We start from the raw sequence: 18,830 nt of genomic DNA on the forward strand, positions 1-18,830 counted from the left end.
GTTGTGCTTGACGCTGATCTTGATGTTGCCGAAGCCGTGCTCCTCGAACAGCGAGGCCTCCCACAGCGCCGACTCGACCAGCGCCTCCGGCGTGGCCTTGCCGTACTTCTCCATGAACCGCTTGTCCAGCGAGCCGGCGTTGACGCCGATGCGGATCGGGATTCCTGCCGCGCCCGCGGCCTTCGCGACCTCGCCGACCCGGCCGTCGAATTCCTTGATGTTGCCGGGGTTTACCCGCACCGCAGCGCAGCCGGCATCGATCGCGGCGAAGATGTACTTAGGCTGGAAATGGATGTCGGCGATGACCGGGATCTGGCTTTTCTTGGCGATCGCCGGCAGCGCGTCGGCGTCTTCCTGGCGTGGGCAAGCCACCCGGACGATGTCGCAGCCGGTAGCGGTCAGCTCGGCGATCTGCTGCAGGGTCGAGTTGATGTCGTGTGTCTTGGTGGTGCACATCGACTGCACTGAAATCGGGTAATCGCTGCCCACCCCCACATCGCGGACCATCAGCTGCCGCGTCTTGCGTCGCGGCGCCAGCGTGGGCGCCGGGGCTGCGGGCATACCCAGACCTGTGGTCACTGGAACAACCTAATCGGGTTGACAACGTCGGCGGTGACGGTCAATAGCATGTAGCCGACGACCAGGACCAACACTACGTAGGTAGCGGGCATCAGCTTGAGGTAGTTGACAGGCGCTGCGGCGACCATGCCGCGAGCCGACCGGACCATATTGCGCAGCTTTTCAAATACCGCGATCGCGATGTGCCCGCCGTCGAACGGCAGCAACGGCAGCAAGTTGATGACACCCAGGATGAAGTTCAGCTGCGCCAAGAACAGCCAGAACGCCATCCAGACGCCATGGTCGACGGTATCGCCACCGATGATGCTGGCGCCGACGACGCTGATCGGCGTATCGAGGGAACGCTGCCCTCCGCCGATCGCGTGCACCAGCGCGCCGATTTTGGTCGGGATGGCGACCAGCGACTTGCCCAGCAGAACCGACAGATTGCCGGTGAAGGTGAACGTGGCCGGTACCGCGGTGATCACGTTGTATTGGGTCGGCCCGGGTGCGGAGCCCACTACGCCCATCACCCCGATCGTCGACGGCTTGGTGCCGCCGTTGCTGTCGGGCACCCAGCGCTGCCGCTGCGTGATGTCGACGTATTTGGTCATTGTTTGGCCGTCGCGCATGATCACGATCGGAACGGTGCCGTGCAGTTTCTGCACTGCGGCGGCCATGTCGGAGAAGTCGGTAACCGGGGTGTCGCCGACCTTGAGTACCACGTCGCCGGCTCGGATTCCGGCAGCGGCCGCCGGTCCGTCTCCGGCGCACTTGTCGAACTGGCCTTGCTTGTATTCCGAAGCTGCACAAGCGGTTTGACCGATGACTGCGGAGGGATGCAGGTTCGGCAGTCCCCACATGACTGCGATGGCGTAGATCAGCACCAAGCCGATGATGAAGTTCGCGCCAGGACCGGCGAACAACACCGCGACCCGCTTCCAGGTCTTCTGCTTGTACATCGCGCGGTCATGCTCGTCCGGCGCGAGCTCCTCGACCGACGTCATGCCCGCGATATCGCAGAACCCGCCGGCCGGGATGGCCTTGACGCCATACTCCGTCTCGCCGCGGCTTGTCGACCACAGCGTCGGGCCGAAGCCGACGAAATAGCGGCGCACCTTCATCCCGGTCGCAAGCGCGACCCCCATGTGACCGCATTCGTGCAACGCCACCGAGATCAGGATGGCGAGCGCGAACAGCACGATGCCGATAACGAACATCATCGCGTTGGTAGAACCTCCTGTGTGACCGCATGCTCGGCCCGTTCGCGGGCCCAGCGCTGCGCGTCGAGTACGTCTTCCACGGTAGCGGGTGCGGCGCTCCATTGGTCGGCGGCGCTCAGGACCTCGGCGATCGTGCGCACGATGGCCGGGAAGCCGATCCGACCGGCCAGGAATGCCTCGGCCGCCTCTTCGTTGGCGGCGTTGTACACCGCGGTCATGCAGCCGCCCGCCTCACCGGCCTGTCGGGCCAGCTCGACGGCCGGAAAAACCTTGTTGTCCAGCGGCTCGAAATCCCAGCTCGATGCGGTGGAGAAGTCGCAGGCCGGCGCCACCGCAGGAACCCGGTCCGGCCAGCCCAGCGCCAGCGCAATGGGCAGTTTCATGTCGGGCGGGCTGGCCTGCGCAATCGTCGAGCCGTCGGTGAACGTCACCATCGAATGCACGATCGACTGCGGGTGCACGACGACCTCGATGCGCCGGTAGGGGATGCCGAACAGCAGATGGGCTTCAATCAGCTCAAGGCCCTTGTTGACCAGCGACGCCGAGTTCAAGGTGTTCATCGGCCCCATCGACCAGGTCGGATGCGCGCCGGCCTGCTCGGGTGTGACGTGCTCGAGGTCGGCGGCCGACCAGCCGCGGAACGGCCCGCCTGAGGCAGTGAGCACCAGCTTGGCGACCTCGTCTGGCGAGCCGCCCCGCAGGCATTGAGCCAGCGCGGAGTGTTCGGAGTCCACCGGCACGATCTGGCCCGGCTGGGCGGCCTGCAGCACCAGCGGACCGCCGGCGATCAGGGACTCCTTGTTGGCCAGGGCCAGCCGGACACCCGACGCCAGCGCTGTCAGCGTGGGCTGTAGCCCGAGCGCGCCGACCAGCGCGTTGAGCACGATGTCGGCCTCGGTGTTCTCGATCAGCCCGGTGACCGCCTCGGGCCCGCGGTAGGTGACGTCGCCGATGGCGTGCGCGGCGCGCTCGTCTGCGACGGCGACATTGGTTACGCCGGTTTCGGCGCGCTGCCGGGCGAGCAGCTCCGGATGCCCGCCGCCGGCGGCGAGGCCGACCAGCTCGAACCGATCCGGGTTGGCGGCGATGACCTCCAACGCCTGGGTGCCGATAGAGCCGGTGCTGCCCAGCACCAAGACCCTCCGACGGCCGTCCACGTGGGGAGTCACCCACTTATTGTGCCAGCGCCGCCGAGGTCCCCGACAAATCTCTGTATGCCAGAATGTCGAAGCGTTGATTATTTCGAGCGGAGGAGTCGCCGTGGCCAGTACCGAGGTGGAGCGCTACAGCAGCGGGGTCGACGTCGCTGATGTGCCGTCCGCACATTGGGGCTGGAGCAGAATCAACCACCGCAACTGGCGCATCGTGGGGCTATGCATCGCCGGCCTGTTGCTGGCGATGCTGGACGGCAACCATGTCGGCCGCATCGAGAACTTGTACTTGATCGGCTTCGCGGCCGTGGTGCTGTTTTTCGTCGTGCGTGACTGGTGGGGACGCCGACGCGGCTGGCTCAGGTAGCGCCGTACGTCGGCGGCCTGCGGCGACTAGTGCACACACCACCAGCACCGCGAACGCCAGCATCCACGGCCATGCACCGTGCTGATGCACCCACCCGGCAGCCGCGCCCTGTATGCGGCCGATCGTGGCGAGGAACGTATCGGGCGTGAGGCCGTCGGCGGTACGCAGCCGGATCTCGTAGAGGGCGTAGTAACCCACATAGAGCCCAACAACGACCAGCACCACCCCGCTGATCCGATTGACGTACGGCAAGATTCGCCGTAGCCGATTCACCACCGCCGAACTCGCGACCGCTGCGGCAACCGCCAGCACACCGATGACCAGGGTGAGACCGGTGATGTAGCCGAGATAGATTGACGCGCTCCCGATCAGCGAGCCACGGCGCAAGCCGGCGGCGGTGACCGCCAAAAACGGGCCCACCGTGCATGACAGCGAGGCGATCGCATAGCTCACGCCGTAGCCATACATGGACCCAAGTCGAGCAGTCGGAGCCCATCGGCCGCCCGGATACCGGGAGGACAATACCGTCAGCTCTCGACCTAGCAGAAGCCAAATACCCAGGGCGACAAGCACAATGGCGATCACCACGACCAGATACGGCAGGTACCGCTGCACGGTGGTGCCCGCCGATATGGTGAGCGCTCCGAACAGCCCGAACACCGTCAAAAATCCCAGGGCCATCCCGCCGGTGGCCGCCAACGCCCGGCCGACCGCGGCCAATCCCGGGCCGTTGGCGCCCTCCCCGCGTACCACCAGAACGAGGTAGGCGGGCAGCATGGCAAACCCGCAGGGATTCAGTGCCGCGACCAATCCGGCAGCGAACGCCAAGCTGATGAGGCCTTGGTCCACGAGTGGCTCCACGAATGAGCTACTTCAGCGTCGTCACCCGGTCGGCCAACTCCTGCTGCGACATCGCCGCCGTGGGGTTGTTTACAAACGCGGATGACCCGTCGGAGTTGTAGAACACCCACGCCGGCTGCCAGGGCACGTTGTAGGCGGCCCAGATCGAGCCGTCGGCGTCATTGAGATTGGTGAAGTTCAGGTGGTACTTCGAGACAAAGTTCTGCATCGCCGCAACGTCGGAGTGCGCCGCGACGCCGACGAACGTGACTCCCGGATTAGCGGCGGCCACTTGGCTTAGACTAGGTGCTTCGCCGTTGCAGAATGGACACCACGGCGTCCAAAACCACAGCACCGCGCGCTTTCCCAATAAGCCTGCACCGCTGAAGGGCGCACCGGACAGTGTGGTCCCGCTGAACTGCAAACGATCGTCGGCCGCCAGCGCCCGCGGCGCGCTGCTCAGCCCAAAAACCAAGGCGGCAGCGGCTAGGCCGAGCGCCAATCTTCCAAGCAAGAGTCGGACTCTCATTTGCTCGTCTCCTTTGCTGACCTACACAGTGGAGACGCGCGCGCCTATCGTCCGGTTCACGCGGGTGTGCTCAGCCGCCGGCGGCGAGCTGGCCACACGCGGCTGCGATCTCACGACCGCGGGTGTCTCGCACCGTGCAAGGCACCCCGGCGGCGCGGATGCGCCGGACGAACTCGCGCTGCGCGGGCTTCGGGCTGGCGTCCCAATCGCTGCCGGGCGTCGGGTTCAGAGGGATGAGGTTCACGTGCACCAGCGGACCCAGAACGCGATGCAGCCGCTTGCCCAGCAGATCTGCGCGCCACGGCTGGTCGTTGACGTCGCGAATCAGCGCGTATTCCACCGAAACTCGCCGGCCCGTCACGTCGGCGTAATAGCAAGCCGCATCGAGCGCTTCGCCGATCTTCCACCGGTTGTTGACCGGCACCAGCGTGTCGCGCAATTCGTCGTCCGGGGCGTGCAGCGACAGCGCTAACGTCACCCCGAGCCGCTCGTCGGCAAGTTTGCGGATCGCCGGGGCCAGTCCGACCGTCGACACCGTGACCGATCGCGCCGAAATCCCGAAACCCTGCGTGATGCGGCGAACCGCGCCGAGCACCCTGGCGTAGTTGGCCAACGGTTCCCCCATCCCCATGAACACCACATTCGACAACCGGTCTCCCCAGTCGTCCCGCACCGCCGCGGCCGCCGCACGTACTTGTTCCACGATCTCGGCGGTCGACAGGTTTCGCGTCAGACCACCCTGGCCGGTAGCGCAGAACGGGCACGCCATCCCGCAGCCGGCCTGCGACGAAATGCAGACGGTGTTGCGCTGCGGGTAACGCATCAGTACCGACTCGAAGGTGCTGCCGTCGGCCGCCCGCCACAGCGTCTTGCGGGTTTGGCCTGCGTCGCAAGCGATTTCCCGGGTGGCAGTCAGCAGGTTCGGAAAAAGGGCCTCGCCGACCTGACCGCGGACCGCAGCCGGCAGGTCGGTCATCTGCTGGGGGTCGGCGATCAGCCGACCGTAGTATTGGTGGGCGAGTTGTTTGGCGCGAAACGGCGGCAGGCCCAGCGCCGCGACGGCGTCGACGCGCTCGGCCTCGTCGAGGTCGGCCAGGTGCCGCGGCGGCAGCCCGCGGCGCGGTGCGTCGAATACCAATTCTTGCTTCATCTCACGACCAGTATCGGCCCTCCGCGCACTGGCAGCGGCGGTCAGGGCACCAGCGTCAGGACGATCCAGGTCGCAACCGCCGAGGGCAAGGCTCCATCCAGTCGGTCCATCAGCCCGCCGTGGCCGGGCAGAATCCGGCCCATGTCCTTGATGCCCAGGTCACGCTTGATTTGTGATTCCACCAAGTCGCCGAAGGTCGCGGTGGCGACCAAGGTGAAGCCCAGCAGCACCCCGACCCAGATGGGTTTGTGAGCCAGGAGGACCGCCGTCAGCGCGGTCGCGGTGACCCCCAACAACAGCGAACCGGCAAGTCCCTCCCAGGACTTTTTCGGGCTGATCGACGGCACCATCGGATGCTTGCCGAACAGCACGCCCACCGCGTAGCCGCCAACGTCCGAAGCGACCACGCCGATCATCAGGCAAAACACCCGCCCCGATCCGTCGTCGGGATAGACCAGCAGCACACTGAATGACGCGAACAACGGCACCCAGGCGGCCAAGAAGACGGTGGCCGCCACGTCCCTCAGGAAGTTCGGCGAAGAGTCGGCACTGGTGGAGCCATCCGACGCGGGCGTGCCGGTGAGCGCTAGCCGCCAGAACATGCACACCACGGCCGTGGCGCCGAATCCGGCCAGCGCGCCGGCCGCGTGAAACGGCCAGGTCAACCACACCATGGCTTGTCCGCCGATCAGCAGCGGAATGATCGGTATGACGTAACCGGCCGCACGCAGCCGCCGCACCACCTCATGGGTCGCCATCGCAATGGCGGCGGCGACCAGTGGGACCCACAGGTATCGATCGAATATCAAGATCGCGATGATCGTGAGGCCGATAGCCGCCCCGACCGCGATCGCAGCCGGGAGGTTTCGGCCGGCCCGAGACTTCTTCGGCTTCTTCTGCCCCTTCGCCAAGGGCTCCGGCACCGCACCCTCAGCCGGGCTGTCTGCGCCGGTATCCGTTTCTGCCACGGCCGTCGTTTGCTGAGGGCCGTTAGACCTCCAGCAGCTCGCCTTCTTTGTGCTTGACCAGCTCATCGATCTGGGTCACGTACTGATGTGTGGTCTTGTCCAGGTCCTTCTCTGCGCGGGCGACCTCGTCCTCGCCGGCCTCGCCCTCCTTTTTGATGCGATGCAATTCCTCCATCGCCTTGCGGCGGATGTTGCGCACCGAGACCCTGGCGTCTTCGCCCTTGGACTTGGCTTGCTTGACGAGTTCGCGGCGGCGTTCCTCGGTGAGCTGGGGCACCGCGACCCGGATCAGCGTGCCGTCGTTGGTCGGATTCAGGCCCAGGTCGGAGTTGCGAATCGCCGTCTCGATGGGCCCGAGCTGGCTCGCCTCGTAGGGCTTGATGACCACTAAGCGCGCTTCGGGAACGTTAATGCTGGCAAGCTGGGTGATCGGGGTGGCCGAACCGTAGTAGTCGATAACGATGCGGGAGAACATGCCGGGATTGGCGCGGCCGGTCCGGATGGTGGACAAGTCGTCACGACTGACCGATACCGCTTTCTCCATCTTCTCTTCGGCATCGAAGAGGGTCTCGTCAATCATCTCTGCCCCGCTCCTCCTCATCGCACTCTGCGTGGTCGCAGCGCGTGTCTGCGCCGCTCCCGTCAGGTGGTGACCAGCGTTCCGATCTTCTCACCCGCGACCGCGCGAGCAATATTGCCGTCGGTCAGCAGGTTGAACACCAGAATCGGCATGCCATTGTCCATGCACAAACTGAAGGCGGTTGCATCGGCCACCCGCAGGCCTCGGTCGATGACTTCCCGATGTGTGATCGCGGTGAGCAGTTCGGCGCGGGGATTTACTCGCGGATCCTCAGCGAAGACGCCGTCGACCGCCTTGGCCATCAAGACCACGTCGGCGCCGATCTCTAATGCCCGCTGCGCGGCCGTGGTGTCGGTCGAGAAATACGGCAGCCCCATGCCGGCACCGAAAATCACCACGCGTCCTTTTTCCAGGTGGCGCCGCGCTCGCAGCGGGATGTAGGGCTCGGCAACCTGGCCCATCGTGATCGCGGTTTGGACCCGGGTGACGATGCCCTCTTTTTCTAAAAAGTCTTGCAACGCAAGGCTATTCATGACAGTGCCGAGCATCCCCATGTAGTCCGAACGAGTGCGCTCCATGCCGCGTTGCTGAAGCTGCGCACCGCGGAAGAAGTTGCCGCCGCCGATGACGACGGCGATCTGAACACCGGTACGAACGACCTCGGCGATTTGGCGGGCGACCAGCGCGACCACATCGGGATCCAGCCCGACCTGCCCGCCGCCGAACATCTCGCCGCCAAGTTTGAGCAGCACTCGGGTGTACTTGGGCCGACTCGCCGGACTGCCGGCGGGGTAACCCTCGTCCGGCGCAAATGCATCAGCGCCGTTGGGGCTCGTCGGCTCCTGCTCCGCCATCAGACTCCTCGCATGATCCCAAACAGCAGGGTCCATCCTGCCTTATGGCCAGGCTGCGCGTCCTAAGAGTCAACGGGATTGTCCTGCGCAGGTCCGGCCGCTAATCCCTTGCTGACGGTTGCGTCAATACCACCACGTCGAGGCCCGTATCTGTCCGGCCTAGCTGCTGTCTCCCGAGGATGCGGTGAGGCCGCGAGTGGCCGGACCCTCCAGCAGCGTCCCGTCTGGTGCGAATCGCGATCCGTGCAACGGGCATTCCCAGGACTTGGTGGCCTCATTCCAGTTCACGATGCCGCCCAAGTGCGGGCACACCGGCGAAACCTGGTGTTGCACACCGTCAACCGCGCAGCGCGCCTGCAAATGCCAGGGCGGTCCGGTCACCACGCCGCCTTCGCTGGGCACGGAGCTGCCTAACCGCGCGATCGGCATCAGCCACCCTTTCGTCATGTGGAATCCGACTTCGAGATTGGCTTGCATTGCCGTCGTGATGCCGGTTACCTCATGCGGGCTCCATGCGGCGAACGCGCGCGCCCAGTCCATTCGTCCGCCCAGAATCCGGCTACTGATGATCAGTCCTGCCGCTACCCCCGCGGTGAGACCCCACTTATTGAAACCCGTTGCGACAAAGATTTTTTCACTACCAGGCAAGATCGGACCGACATAAGGTAGCCGGTCGATTGGCGTGTAGTCCTGCGCCGACCATTGGTGTGTCATCACGGCACCCGGAAAGTGCTTCTGCGCCCACGACGACAACTCGTCAAGCTCGGCCGTGGGGCTCTTGCGGCCCACGGTGTGCCCGGCACCCGCCACGACGAGACGCTCGCCGCCGTTAACCGGGGCATAGCGCACCGACCTGGTCGGCGAACCGGCGGAGATGAACATCGGCCGGGTGATTTCGCCCGGAACGTCGAATGCGAAGGAGTAAGACCTGTTGGGTTTGACTCTCGCGAAAAACCCGCCCCGATCCAGAATCGGGATGCCGGTAGCAAGTACGCAGTGCCCGGCGTCGACGTCCACGTCGCCCTGGCCGGTGTGCACCTGCAGTTGCACCCGGTCGTGATGCTGCGACACCGAACGCACGCGGGCACCCTCTGTGATCCGGCCTCCGCGATCGGTGAGTTCTCCAATCAGGCTGTCTAGCAGAGGCATTGGATCGAACTGAGCTTGGTCAGCTAGACGCACACCGCCGTGGTATGGAAACGGAACGCCGGCGTCGTCTTCCCAATCGACGTCGAGGCCGGCAAGTTGGCACGCTGCCAGCTCGGCGCGCGCTGACGGCACCTCCGTCGCTGACTGCGCATAGGTATAGGCGTCTTCGTGCTGCAGCGAGATATTGTTTGCTTCGCAGTACCGCAGCAGCCAATCCTGGCCCTCGCGATTTCCTTTTACGTAGTCGCGGGCAAGGTCCGCGCCGTGACGGTCCACGATCTTGGACACCGTGGTCCCTTGCAACAAGCTGATTTTGCCGGTGGTATTACCCGTGGTCACCGCGCCGGCACTGCGGGCCTCCAGCACTAATACCTCTTTGCCGGCCCTGGCCAGCAACACCGCCGTCACCAGGCCGGCGATGCCCGCACCGACGACCACTACATCGGCGGACGGTTGACCCAAACTTGCTTCTTGATGCTGTCCGTTTCGGTCGGCCAGCCACAATGATGTTGTCATCGTTTAGGCGCATACCCGAGCATCGAGTATCGGAAACCGCGCGTTCCGTGCGCCGAAGTTGGTGTCTGTGGGCCGTGTCCGCCATCACAAGATTTGACTGCATCCCGCTTACCAGCGGTTAGGAGGTCACCCGCGATCAGTCGCGGATTATTAGGCCGGCAAAGAGGTTTGAGCGTGCGGAGGGATGGGAATCCGCCGACACGCGGCACGGTAGAGCCAATGACGGCCGCGTGCCGCGGAACCGGTCTAGAAGATCGGCCGGGGCTGAGCGAGATAGCTCGGTAAGACGAGCCAACGAGGAGGAACTCCATGTCGGACGACAAGAAGAGTGGACCCGAAGAAGGCGTGCGCGGCGTCGTCGAAGGCGTGAAGGGTAAGGCCAAGGAAGCGGCCGGAAGCGTACTCGGTCAAGACGACCTTGCCCGCGAGGGCAAGGCCCAGCAGGACAAGGCCGAAGCTCAGCGCGACGCTGCCAAGCGGGAAGCAGAAGCCGAAGCAGCGCGCGGCAGCGCCAACGCGGCAGAAAAGAAACAGGAGTCCCACCAGCACTAGTAGCTGGAACTAGGGCGGGCCCGGTCCAGCGGTCCGGGCCCGTCGATTACCTTCAGCTAAAGGCTTTCCCGACAGCGGCTTTCAGCCAAATAGTGGCAGGGCCCGCTTGCGGGCAAGGGCATTCATTCCGCGCTGAATACTGTCTTCAACCTCGTGATACTTACGCTCGACGTAGTCATCGTCATCGGCGCGCGCCGGGTCGTGATCGAGTTCGACGGGCGGCATAAATCGCGTCCTGATCTTCGCGGGCAGCGGCAGCTGCGGCAGCGCAGCGGGTGCGATCCCCCAGGGCAGCGAGACGGCGAGCGGAAACACCTTGAGCCGCAACAGCCGGTCCAACTGCAAAGCCCGCGAAAGCCGATCGCCGCGAATCAGCACCGGCATCGCATCGGCGCCTCCTACCGTCGCGATCGGCACAATCGGCACCCCGGCGCGAATCGCCATCTTCACGAAACCTTTTCGCCCAGCAAGATTTGCCTGGTCGCGCTCAGTCCATGGTCGCAGCGAATCGACCTCGCCGCCAGGCCACAGCGCAACATCGCGTCCTTCGGCCAACGCCGTCGCAATGGCATCCGGCGCGGCCGGTAACACGCCCATTGAGCGGAAGTATCGGCCGATCCCCGGAATAGCCATCAGCGCATCGTGAGCCGTGCCGTGCAGGGTCCGTTCCTGGCCGAACCGTCGCCACCATTGCACACCGACAGTCCAGGCGTCCCACACAAACGGCGCGCCGGAGTGGATACCGATGAGCAAGGCGGGCGGGTCTCCGATGTTTTCCCAGCCGTCGATTTCCATCCGAAACCAATAGTCCACCAGCACATTCCAGAAGAACTTCTGGCGCTGCATTGCATCTTCATCTGGGCCGCTGAGGTCCCATTCGCCGGCACGTTCGGCCACCCAGCCGCTCAGGCCGCCATCTTGGGCATCGCGCTTATCCTCCATCGCGGCGCGTGCCTTCTCGGCGTGATCTTGTGCCTGCTGGCGCACATCGGCTGGTCTGTGATCGGTAGTACTCATGCCTGGCTCCAATCGATTACCGCGCGAAGCGGATTCGAAAATGCGGCCTCCCCGCGTCAAGGACGACGCGGGGAGGTCGACAAGTTGCCTAATGCCTACTGAACGTTGGCGTTAGGTGTTGTTCGTCCAAACAAGGACGTCCTGCACGCCGTCGTTGTAGACGACCTCGTTGGGCGGCGGCCCGGTCACGTCGAAATACAGTGTGCCGCTTGACTGATTACCCTGAGTGATCGGCGCCGGGTTGATCCCGTTCGGAACCTGGGCCGTGTCGATCACGCGGTACGTCGCGCCGTTCCCTGCGGTGCCGTTACCCACGGGCGGGGTGCCCGGAGGGACGTTGGCCGCGGGACCGTTGGTAGCGCGCGCGCTGAAGTCGGAGATCAGCGGCGTGACTGTCCCGCCATTCGACTGAGCGGTGATGTCCGCTTGGTAGAGGTGACCCTTCGGGGTGTAGCCGGGGATCGTGGCGTTGGACTGGTGCAAGTTGCTCACCGTGTAGGCGGTCGTCATCGGACCGTCGATGAGCTGCTCGCTGGTACCGAACCCTTGGATGGTAGGCGGAGCCGCAGCGGCTGTCGCCGCGGTGAAAACTCCCGCCGTCGCGATTCCGGCAGCTCCGATTGCTGTCTTTGCCATGGTCGAGGTGAACTTCACGCTAACTCCTCTCGTTCCGTGTCGTTCGTTCCTTCTGCGAGCGGCTCCCGCCATTGAGCTATTGCTGGCGGGCACCGGACATCGGTTCCCATACCCGCCCACGCCTGAGTCAAACACCGCGGCCCACAAAGCCAACGATCGGCGGCCCCGCTACCAGCGGAAACGCTGGCGCCGCCATTTCACAGGTGACTTACAGATACGACATTCACTGCTGGTTGGCGGCCAAATCCGGACCGCGACGGTGCGGCCCCTGCGACCGGTCAGGCCGGGACCGAGTCGGTTTCGCGCTCCCAGGCCCGGTGCTTCGCAAGCGCAGCAGCGAACTCTTCAAAGAACTGATCCGAAAGGTCGTCCTGGGCGGCCGTGGTGGACACGACACCATCGGCAGCCACGACATCGGTGCTGTCGGCGAGCGGCTGGTCGACCCCGGCTTTGCGGAGCAGGTCGATCCCCGCGCCGAAGGCCGCCACCGCTTTGAGGTGCTTGTAGGCCTCGGTGACGAAATGCAACGCGTACCCGTCGCTTTCGAGCGTCTCCATCGCCTTCGGTCCGCACGGCACCACCACGGCGTCGTATAGAACCGATGCAACGCTGGTGAAGGACCGGTCTACCGCGATCTCGCCACCCGAGCCGCCGGAGAGCGTCCCGCCGGCGGTGGGCGCCAATATCTCGGCTATCGCGCCACGTTTGCGCATCGCCTCGACGAACCGCTCGGTTCCACGCACATCGAGGCCGTCGGCGGCCAGCACCGCGATCTTGCGGCTTTCGATGCTGTCGGTGGTCGTGTTCAGCTGCGAGAGCGCGGGTGAGGCCGGTAGCTTGTCGTCGACGGCCTGCTCCTCGGGCTCGGGCAGGCCGAGCTCAGCAGCGACCTCCTTCGCCAGGTCGTGGTCGATCAGGTTGAGTTGATCGACGACGCGCGAGCGGATTTCCACTGTCGCCACGTGGCCGAGCTCGAAGGCGTAGGCGGCCACAATGTGTTTGGCTTCGACCGGGGACATGCTCTTCCAAAACATCCGCGCCTGGCTGTAGTAGTCCTTGAAGCTCTCGGCCCGTTGCCGGATCTTGTGGCCGTCCACCTTTTGGGTGTAGTGCCGGAAGACGTCCTCGTCGGCCAGTGCGGGGCAGCCACCGCCCAGCGAGTTCTTGTAGTAGCTGGTTTGCCCCTTGGGGATAGCGATTTGGCTGTAGCCGTCGTGTTGGTTGGTGTGCACGTCGGCGACCGGCCGGTTCACCGGCAACTGGGCAAAGTTGGGGCCGCCCAAGCGGATCAGCTGGGTGTCGAGGTAGGAGAAGTTACGGAACTGCAGCAGCGGGTCGTTGGTGAAATCGATGCCCGGGACCACGTTGGCGGTGTGGAAGGCCACCTGTTCGGTTTCGGCGAAGAAGTTATCCGGGTTGCGGTTGAGCACCATCTTGCCCACCCGACGGACTGGAACCTGCTCCTCCGGAATGATTTTCGTCGCGTCGAGCAGATCGAAGGCGAACGTGAACTCGTCGCTCTCCGGCACCAGCTGCACGCCGAGTTCCCATTCGGGATACTGGCCGGCCTCGATGCAATCCCAGAGGTCGCGCCGGTTGAAGTCAGGGTCTTTGCCGGCGACTTTCTGGCATTCGTCCCACACCAACGAGTGCACCCCGAGCCGCGGCTTCCAGTGGAACTTCACGAATGTGCCCTCGCCCTTGGCGTTGACGAAGCGGAACGTGTGCACGCCGAAGCCCTCCATCATTCGGTAGCTGCGCGGCAGCGCGCGATCCGACATCAGCCACATGATCGTGTGCAGGGTTTCCGGCTGCAGCGATACGAAGTCCCACAGCGTGTCATGCGCTGATTGCGCCTGCGGAATTTCGTTGTGCGGCTCGGGTTTAACCGCATGAACGAAATCCGGAAACTTGATGCCATCCTGGATGAAGAAGACCGGGAAGTTGTTGCCGACAAGATCGTAGTTGCCTTGGTCGGTGTAGAACTTGGTGGCGAAGCCCCGAACGTCACGAACGGTGTCGGCCGAGCCGCGCGAGCCCGCCACGGTGGAGAACCGCACGAACACCGGTGTCTGCTTACCGGGCGTGGTCAAGAATTTCGCGACCGTGTAGTCGGACAGTGAGTCGTCATAGGGTTCGAAGTATCCATATGCACCGGCACCACGGGCGTGCACCACCCTTTCCGGGATCCGCTCATGGTCGAAGTGGGTGATCTTCTCGCGGGCGTGAAAGTCTTCCAGCAGCGTGGGTCCGCGTTCGCCTACGCTCAACGAGTCGTCGGTGTGGTCGACCCGAACGCCCTGCTGCGTCGTCAGGTATTCGGCTGCCCGGTCGACGCGATAACCCTCGAGCTGCTTTTGCTTTGCATCTGAGTCTTTAGTCGTCATTGCGAACCCCCTTCTCCAATCGCGTTGCAGCGCTTTACCGGCCGCGAACCTTGCGGTTGTGCTTCTTGATCGCGTCGACCAATTCCGGCTTGCCCATCGTCGACCGTCCGGGGATGTCGAGTCGGCGGGCAACATCGAGCAGATGTTTCTTGCTGGCGTTGGCGTCTACTCCCTCCTCGGAGGGGACGGGGTTGTTCAGACCCCCGCGCTCGGCCCGCTTGTCTGATGGGCCCTTCTTTTTCTTGGGTAACCACCGGTCGCCAACTTTCTCGAAGCTGTGCTTGAGCGCCGCGTAGGCGACACGGTGGGCGCGCTGTTCGCTGCCGTACTCGTCGGCGGCTGCGTCGTGCGCCTTGCTAAACGTGCGTTGCGCTTTAGCGCTGGATCGTCGCAGTGTGCTGGGCAACTCGTCCTTCTTGGGCTTGCCGCCCTTGGTTGTTTTCGGCATCGCTAACCTCTCGATCCTGGTGTCGTCAACCCTCGGCTGCTTGCTGCGCCATTGCGTAGGCCAGCTGTAAAAAGTCAGCACCGGCCAGCGCGGTGAAAGTGCCTGCGATCAAACGGGTCAACCTGGGTGCGAATATCAACCCGATGACGAACACAGTGGCCACCCACATGTCCAGGCAGAACGGGCATGTGAGCAGCTCGCCCAAACTGTGCCGAAGCTGGCTGGAGTGCCGCGTTTCCTCGTGCACTTCGGCGGGGCCGCCCGTGCCTGCGTAACGAGTGAACGGTGCCCTGATCGGGCTGGTTACCGCGTCCTTGGTCAAGACGCGGGATAGCTTGTGGGAACCCAGCGTCACCGTGACGAGGTCCTGTGTGTGCCACCGCTCGGGCAGCTTGCGCCCGGTAACCGCCGCGATGAGCGCAGTCAGCAGCACCACGCTGCTGTAGACGCCGAGCACCCCGATATAACCGCGTAACGGTCGCGGGTCGTCGCCGCGATAGGCGTCGGCCTCCTGTCGGGCCCGCTCGGCCATACCGCCAGTCATTTTCCTCACGTTGTCCATCGCACCGCTGGTTACCCGGTTCGGCGTAGAACAATCCCCGCGGGCCCCGACTGGCTGCAGGGCCGTTGCGTGATTTCGTCGTTTGCGGGGTACCCACCGGCTGCCCTGGCTCAACCGAAAGGTCTATCTCGATGGTGCAACCCACCCATGTCGAAACCCCGCGCGGTTTCGCTTACGCCGGCAAACCTGCTGTCCTGTTTGATGTCGACGGCACGTTGGTCGACTCCAACTTTCACCACGTGGTGGCGTGGCACCGTGCGTTTCTCGACGTCGATAAGGAGGTGCCATGTTGGCGGATCCTCGGGCTGATCGGCCGATCAGGTTCAGAACTCGTCCGCATTCTGCTCGGCGATGAACTGGCCGACGCACACAGCTCACACGTCGAAAAGCTGCACACCCGCTACTTCGTCGACGCCGCGCCGGCGCTGCGCCCGCTTCCCGGCGCGCGGGAGTTGCTCGAGGCGATCGCGGAACTGGGCTGGCGAGCGGTACTCGCCACCTCGGCCGGCGAGCAGGAGCTCGCCGTGTTGCGCGAAGCGCTCGACGCCGAAGACCTGATCTGCGCGGTGACATCGGCGGCCGACGCCGAGCGAGCGAAACCGCATCCGGACATCGTCGCCAGCGCGCTGCAACGCATCGAAGCCGACCCAACAGAAGCGCTGATGCTCGGCGACACCGTCTGGGATGTGCACGCGGGCCGGCGCGCCGGTGTGCCCACCGCGGCGGTGCTCACCGGCGGGATAGGGCGGGAGGCTCTGGAGCACGCCGGCGCCGCGGCCATCTACGCCGGACCGCTAGAGGTCCGGGCGCATCTGGAGGAGTTCAGCCAACTCCTTCGGCTGTAACGACTTTCGCGGCGTCAGCCCCGGTGCGCTGACAACAGCCAGGCCGGTGCTGACTTGCGCCCGTTGCCCTCATCACGGACGTCCACAAAAGGAGAATCGGGATGATCCCCGTCGGGGAAGTTGGCGTGAATCCTGGCAGGCCGGATCTCGTCGATGACCCAGTACCGCGACACGACATCACGAAGCTCGTCTTCGGTGACCGCGTTGGGCGGGCCTACGGGTATTCCGGATCGGTCGAAGACCAGCACGAAGTAGGACGCACCCGGCGAGGCGGCGCGAACGATGGATTGCTGGTAGCCATCGCGCAGCTCGACGGGCATCGAGTGGAACAGCGTGCTGTCGACGATCGTGTCGAACCGGCCTTCGGAACCGGTCGGCCAGCTAGTGAAGTCAGTGATGTCAGCCACCTCGAACGAGGCGTTGGACAAGCCCCGCTTAGCCGCCTCGGCCTTGGCCAATTCGATAGCGGTGGGTGAGGCATCCAGCCCGACGGTGTTGTGCCCCAACGCCGCCAGATGCAGCGACAGCGCCGCCTCGCCGCAGCCGGCATCGAGCACGTCGCCCTTGATCTTGCCCTGGTCGATCAGTGCCGCCAGCTCCGGTTGCGGCTCACCGAGACTCCACGGGGGCCGGATACCCGACCCGAACTGGGTGGCTTCGCCGCGGTAGGCCGAATCGAATTCGAAATCGAACTTCTGCGTTTCAGTCATATCCGATATATATCAACCAGCCTGATATATGTCAAGATGGTTGACATGAGCACAGTACACGACGCACCTTTGGGATATCTGCTATATCAGGTGGTCGCCACACTGCGACCAGAAGTGGCTGCGGTGCTGAGCCCGCTCGGTCTGACGTTGCCCGAATTCGTCTGTATGCGAATGCTTTCCATGAGGCCGGGAATGTCCAGCGCTGAACTGTCCCGGGAGGGCAACGTGTCGCCGCAGGCGATGAACACGGTACTGCACAGGTTGGAAAACGCCCAGGTGGTGAGCAGGCCGGCGTCGGTGGCATCGGGTCGCGCGCTGCCGGCCTCGCTGACCGCAACAGGCCGGGCGCTGCTGAAGCGTGCCGAGGCCGCCGTGCGGGAGGCCGACGCCCGTGTGCTCGCCAAGCTGTCTGCAGCCGAGCAGCGAGAGTTCAAGCGGATGTTGGCGGCGCTGGGGTCCTGAGGCTGATGGTGCGATTCCTCAGCAGGCCGTCCCGGCCTGCATCGTCACCGAACGTCAGCGTCCTGAATGCGGGCCCACGGCCGGGCCTCTTCAAGTTCGTAAGCCAGTTCCAACAGCCTGCCTTCGGCTCCCACGTCCGCTGAGAACATCATGCCCACCGGCAACCCGTTGGCGGACTCACCCAGCGGCAACGAGATAGCCGGCTCCCCCGTCACGTTGTGCAGCGGCGTGAACGCGACCCAGTTCTCCAGCCTGTCGATGATCTGCTGGTAGTCGGCGGTGGGGTCGAGGTAGCCGATCGGCGGCGTCTCGTCGGCCAGCGTCGGGGTCAACACCGCGTCATAGGTTCGGGCGAAGCGCGCCGTGTGCCGACGCGCACCGCGCAGACGCACGAGGGCCAGCGGCAAGCGGTGCATGTTGCGGCGAGCGAGCCGATCCAGGCCCAGGGTCAGGTTGTCCAGCCGATTGCGGTCGAAGCCGGCCGCGCTGCGGCTGAGACGGATCTGGCCGAAGGCGAGCAGCCCCCAGTACAGCAAAAAATCAGAGGCGAAGCTGGTTGGCACCGGCGGCTTTTCGACGTGGTCGACACGGTGACCGAGTTCTTCGAGCAACCCTGCGGTTTTCAGCGTGAGCTCGCGGACTTCGGCGCTGCATTCGCGCAGGAGCGAGCGGGTGATGACGGCGATCCTCAGCCGCTGCTTGCCGGGATGCTGCACATCCCCGATCGGCGGCAGCTTGGGGACGGGCCAGATGCGTTCGGCTTCCCGAAAAAAGGCCGCGGTGTCGCGCACCGATCGGGTGACCACCCCGTTGGTGACGAGGCGAATCGGCATTCGGCTGACTGCTTTGTCCAGTGGCAGCCGGCCGCGCGACGGCTTCAATCCGACAAGTCCGTTGCAGGACGCGGGGATTCGAATTGAGCCACCGCCGTCGTTGGCGTGTGCGATCGGTACCGCACCCGCCGCGACAAAGGCGCCGGAACCCGACGAGGACGCACCTGCGGTGTGGTCGGTGTTCCACGGATTGCGCACCGGTCCGAGTCGCGGGTGTTCGGCGGATGCGCTGAACCCGTACTCGGACATCTGGGTTTTGCCCAGCGGGGTGATCCCGGTGGCCAGGTACATCTGCGCGAACTCGCCGTCGAGGTCGGCAGGCCGCGGTGTCCACGCGTCGGTACCCATCATCGTCGGCAGCCCGGCGACGTCGACGTTGTCCTTGATGAAGGTCGGCACGCCGCTGAAAAAACCGGCCTTAGCAGGCGCACCCGCTTCGGCGCGGGCTCGGTCGTATGTCTGATACGCCAAGCCGTTCAAGGTGGCGTTGAGG

Annotated in this window: 20 protein-coding genes and 1 pseudogene; 4 read left to right on the forward strand and 17 right to left on the reverse strand. The window is 64.7% G+C overall.

Annotated elements, in window-relative coordinates; all coding sequences use genetic code 11:
- The 3 genes from WB785_RS16070 to dxr all read right to left on the reverse strand — a co-directional run.
- The coding region (locus WB785_RS16070; RefSeq protein ID WP_424080311.1) for a flavodoxin-dependent (E)-4-hydroxy-3-methylbut-2-enyl-diphosphate synthase at nucleotides 1–579 on the reverse strand (579 nt) is incomplete at its 3' end.
- Complete coding sequence (locus tag WB785_RS16075) at nucleotides 576–1,781, reverse strand: M50 family metallopeptidase (protein WP_424080312.1); 1,206 nt, start codon at nucleotides 1,779–1,781, stop codon at nucleotides 576–578. The genes WB785_RS16070 and WB785_RS16075, both read right to left, overlap by 4 nt.
- On the reverse strand, nucleotides 1,778–2,950 hold the full coding sequence (dxr, locus tag WB785_RS16080; RefSeq protein ID WP_424080313.1) for a 1-deoxy-D-xylulose-5-phosphate reductoisomerase: 1,173 nt from the start codon (nucleotides 2,948–2,950) through the stop codon (nucleotides 1,778–1,780). The genes WB785_RS16075 and dxr overlap by 4 nt, the downstream gene beginning before the upstream one ends.
- A gap of 91 nt (nucleotides 2,951–3,041) precedes the next feature.
- Here dxr and WB785_RS16085 point away from each other — a divergent pair, with 91 nt between their 5' ends.
- Nucleotides 3,042–3,299 (forward strand): DUF2631 domain-containing protein, encoded by a 258-nt coding sequence (locus WB785_RS16085; RefSeq protein WP_424080314.1) that lies wholly within the window; start codon nucleotides 3,042–3,044, stop codon nucleotides 3,297–3,299.
- Nucleotides 3,300–3,305: 6 nt separating this feature from the next.
- Here the strand turns inward: WB785_RS16085 and WB785_RS16090 are convergent.
- The 7 genes and pseudogenes from WB785_RS16090 to WB785_RS16120 all read right to left on the reverse strand — a co-directional run.
- Nucleotides 3,306–4,148, reverse strand: a pseudogene (locus tag WB785_RS16090) (cytochrome c biogenesis CcdA family protein); the annotation flags it as partial.
- 19 nt (nucleotides 4,149–4,167) lie between these two features.
- The gene (locus WB785_RS16095) at nucleotides 4,168–4,668 is read right to left on the reverse strand and encodes a redoxin domain-containing protein (RefSeq protein WP_424080315.1); all 501 of its coding nucleotides are present in this window, start codon (nucleotides 4,666–4,668) and stop codon (nucleotides 4,168–4,170) included.
- A 70-nt stretch (nucleotides 4,669–4,738) separates the two neighbouring features.
- On the reverse strand, nucleotides 4,739–5,818 hold the full coding sequence (gene rlmN, locus WB785_RS16100) for a 23S rRNA (adenine(2503)-C(2))-methyltransferase RlmN (RefSeq protein ID WP_424080316.1): 1,080 nt from the start codon (nucleotides 5,816–5,818) through the stop codon (nucleotides 4,739–4,741).
- A 41-nt stretch (nucleotides 5,819–5,859) separates the two neighbouring features.
- Nucleotides 5,860–6,786, reverse strand: coding sequence for a phosphatidate cytidylyltransferase (locus WB785_RS16105; protein ID WP_424080317.1), 927 nt, complete (start codon nucleotides 6,784–6,786; stop codon nucleotides 5,860–5,862).
- Nucleotides 6,787–6,808: 22 nt separating this feature from the next.
- The gene (gene frr, locus WB785_RS16110) at nucleotides 6,809–7,366 is read right to left on the reverse strand and encodes a ribosome recycling factor (RefSeq protein WP_424080318.1); all 558 of its coding nucleotides are present in this window, start codon (nucleotides 7,364–7,366) and stop codon (nucleotides 6,809–6,811) included.
- Between the two features lie 62 nt (nucleotides 7,367–7,428).
- On the reverse strand, nucleotides 7,429–8,220 hold the full coding sequence (pyrH, locus tag WB785_RS16115) for a UMP kinase (RefSeq protein WP_424080319.1): 792 nt from the start codon (nucleotides 8,218–8,220) through the stop codon (nucleotides 7,429–7,431).
- Nucleotides 8,221–8,379: 159 nt separating this feature from the next.
- Nucleotides 8,380–9,885 (reverse strand): FAD-dependent oxidoreductase, encoded by a 1,506-nt coding sequence (locus WB785_RS16120; RefSeq protein WP_424080320.1) that lies wholly within the window; start codon nucleotides 9,883–9,885, stop codon nucleotides 8,380–8,382.
- Between the two features lie 309 nt (nucleotides 9,886–10,194).
- Between WB785_RS16120 and WB785_RS16125 the strand changes: the two genes are divergently transcribed.
- Complete coding sequence (locus WB785_RS16125) at nucleotides 10,195–10,437, forward strand: CsbD family protein (protein WP_424080321.1); 243 nt, start codon at nucleotides 10,195–10,197, stop codon at nucleotides 10,435–10,437.
- Nucleotides 10,438–10,518: 81 nt separating this feature from the next.
- On the opposite strand, the gene WB785_RS16130 is transcribed toward WB785_RS16125, so the two are convergent.
- The 5 genes from WB785_RS16130 to WB785_RS16150 all read right to left on the reverse strand — a co-directional run bounded on the left by WB785_RS16130 (nucleotide 10,519) and on the right by WB785_RS16150 (nucleotide 15,487).
- Nucleotides 10,519–11,454: a lysophospholipid acyltransferase family protein gene (locus WB785_RS16130; protein WP_424080322.1), complete on the reverse strand. Its 936-nt coding sequence runs from the start codon at nucleotides 11,452–11,454 to the stop codon at nucleotides 10,519–10,521.
- Nucleotides 11,455–11,565: 111 nt separating this feature from the next.
- Nucleotides 11,566–12,108, reverse strand: a complete 543-nt coding sequence (locus tag WB785_RS16135; RefSeq protein WP_424080323.1) for an MPT63 family protein — start codon at nucleotides 12,106–12,108, stop codon at nucleotides 11,566–11,568.
- A 260-nt stretch (nucleotides 12,109–12,368) separates the two neighbouring features.
- Nucleotides 12,369–14,477: a catalase gene (locus WB785_RS16140; protein ID WP_424080324.1), complete on the reverse strand. Its 2,109-nt coding sequence runs from the start codon at nucleotides 14,475–14,477 to the stop codon at nucleotides 12,369–12,371.
- A gap of 34 nt (nucleotides 14,478–14,511) precedes the next feature.
- The gene (locus tag WB785_RS16145) at nucleotides 14,512–14,925 is read right to left on the reverse strand and encodes a ChaB family protein (RefSeq protein WP_424080325.1); all 414 of its coding nucleotides are present in this window, start codon (nucleotides 14,923–14,925) and stop codon (nucleotides 14,512–14,514) included.
- A 25-nt stretch (nucleotides 14,926–14,950) separates the two neighbouring features.
- Nucleotides 14,951–15,487, reverse strand: coding sequence for a DUF1360 domain-containing protein (locus tag WB785_RS16150; RefSeq protein WP_424080326.1), 537 nt, complete (start codon nucleotides 15,485–15,487; stop codon nucleotides 14,951–14,953).
- 131 nt (nucleotides 15,488–15,618) lie between these two features.
- On the opposite strand from WB785_RS16150, the gene WB785_RS16155 reads away from it, so the two are divergent.
- The gene (locus WB785_RS16155) at nucleotides 15,619–16,332 is read left to right on the forward strand and encodes an HAD family hydrolase (protein WP_424080327.1); all 714 of its coding nucleotides are present in this window, start codon (nucleotides 15,619–15,621) and stop codon (nucleotides 16,330–16,332) included.
- Between the two features lie 14 nt (nucleotides 16,333–16,346).
- Here the strand turns inward: WB785_RS16155 and WB785_RS16160 are convergent, their stop codons facing one another.
- The gene (locus WB785_RS16160) at nucleotides 16,347–17,042 is read right to left on the reverse strand and encodes a class I SAM-dependent methyltransferase (protein ID WP_424080328.1); all 696 of its coding nucleotides are present in this window, start codon (nucleotides 17,040–17,042) and stop codon (nucleotides 16,347–16,349) included.
- A gap of 45 nt (nucleotides 17,043–17,087) precedes the next feature.
- Between WB785_RS16160 and WB785_RS16165 the strand changes: the two genes are divergently transcribed.
- On the forward strand, nucleotides 17,088–17,504 hold the full coding sequence (locus WB785_RS16165) for a MarR family winged helix-turn-helix transcriptional regulator (RefSeq protein WP_424080329.1): 417 nt from the start codon (nucleotides 17,088–17,090) through the stop codon (nucleotides 17,502–17,504).
- Between the two features lie 44 nt (nucleotides 17,505–17,548).
- Here the strand turns inward: WB785_RS16165 and WB785_RS16170 are convergent.
- On the reverse strand, nucleotides 17,549–18,830 hold a 1,282-nt coding region (locus WB785_RS16170), incomplete at its 5' end, for an amidase (protein ID WP_424080330.1).

The organism is Mycobacterium sp. (genome assembly GCF_049585075.1).
In the GTDB taxonomy this organism is placed as follows: Bacteria; Actinomycetota; Actinomycetes; order Mycobacteriales; family Mycobacteriaceae; genus Mycobacterium.

Bases quoted from the DNA above. Each gene is read 5' to 3' on its own strand.
- WB785_RS16095 (WP_424080315.1), bottom strand. From the start codon at position 4,668: ATGAGAGTCCGACTCTTGCTTGGAAGATTGGCGCTCGGCCTAGCCGCT.
- WB785_RS16155 (WP_424080327.1), top strand. From the start codon at position 15,619: ATGGTGCAACCCACCCATGTCGAAACCCCGCGCGGTTTCGCTTACGCC.
- WB785_RS16075 (WP_424080312.1), bottom strand. From the start codon at position 1,781: ATGATGTTCGTTATCGGCATCGTGCTGTTCGCGCTCGCCATCCTGATC.
- WB785_RS16130 (WP_424080322.1), bottom strand. From the start codon at position 11,454: ATGAGTACTACCGATCACAGACCAGCCGATGTGCGCCAGCAGGCACAA.
- WB785_RS16125 (WP_424080321.1), top strand. From the start codon at position 10,195: ATGTCGGACGACAAGAAGAGTGGACCCGAAGAAGGCGTGCGCGGCGTC.
- WB785_RS16165 (WP_424080329.1), top strand. From the start codon at position 17,088: ATGAGCACAGTACACGACGCACCTTTGGGATATCTGCTATATCAGGTG.
- WB785_RS16140 (WP_424080324.1), bottom strand. From the start codon at position 14,477: ATGACGACTAAAGACTCAGATGCAAAGCAAAAGCAGCTCGAGGGTTAT.
- WB785_RS16160 (WP_424080328.1), bottom strand. From the start codon at position 17,042: ATGACTGAAACGCAGAAGTTCGATTTCGAATTCGATTCGGCCTACCGC.
- WB785_RS16120 (WP_424080320.1), bottom strand. From the start codon at position 9,885: ATGACAACATCATTGTGGCTGGCCGACCGAAACGGACAGCATCAAGAA.
- WB785_RS16145 (WP_424080325.1), bottom strand. From the start codon at position 14,925: ATGCCGAAAACAACCAAGGGCGGCAAGCCCAAGAAGGACGAGTTGCCC.
- pyrH (WP_424080319.1), bottom strand. From the start codon at position 8,220: ATGGCGGAGCAGGAGCCGACGAGCCCCAACGGCGCTGATGCATTTGCG.
- WB785_RS16150 (WP_424080326.1), bottom strand. From the start codon at position 15,487: ATGGACAACGTGAGGAAAATGACTGGCGGTATGGCCGAGCGGGCCCGA.
- frr (WP_424080318.1), bottom strand. From the start codon at position 7,366: ATGATTGACGAGACCCTCTTCGATGCCGAAGAGAAGATGGAGAAAGCG.
- rlmN (WP_424080316.1), bottom strand. From the start codon at position 5,818: ATGAAGCAAGAATTGGTATTCGACGCACCGCGCCGCGGGCTGCCGCCG.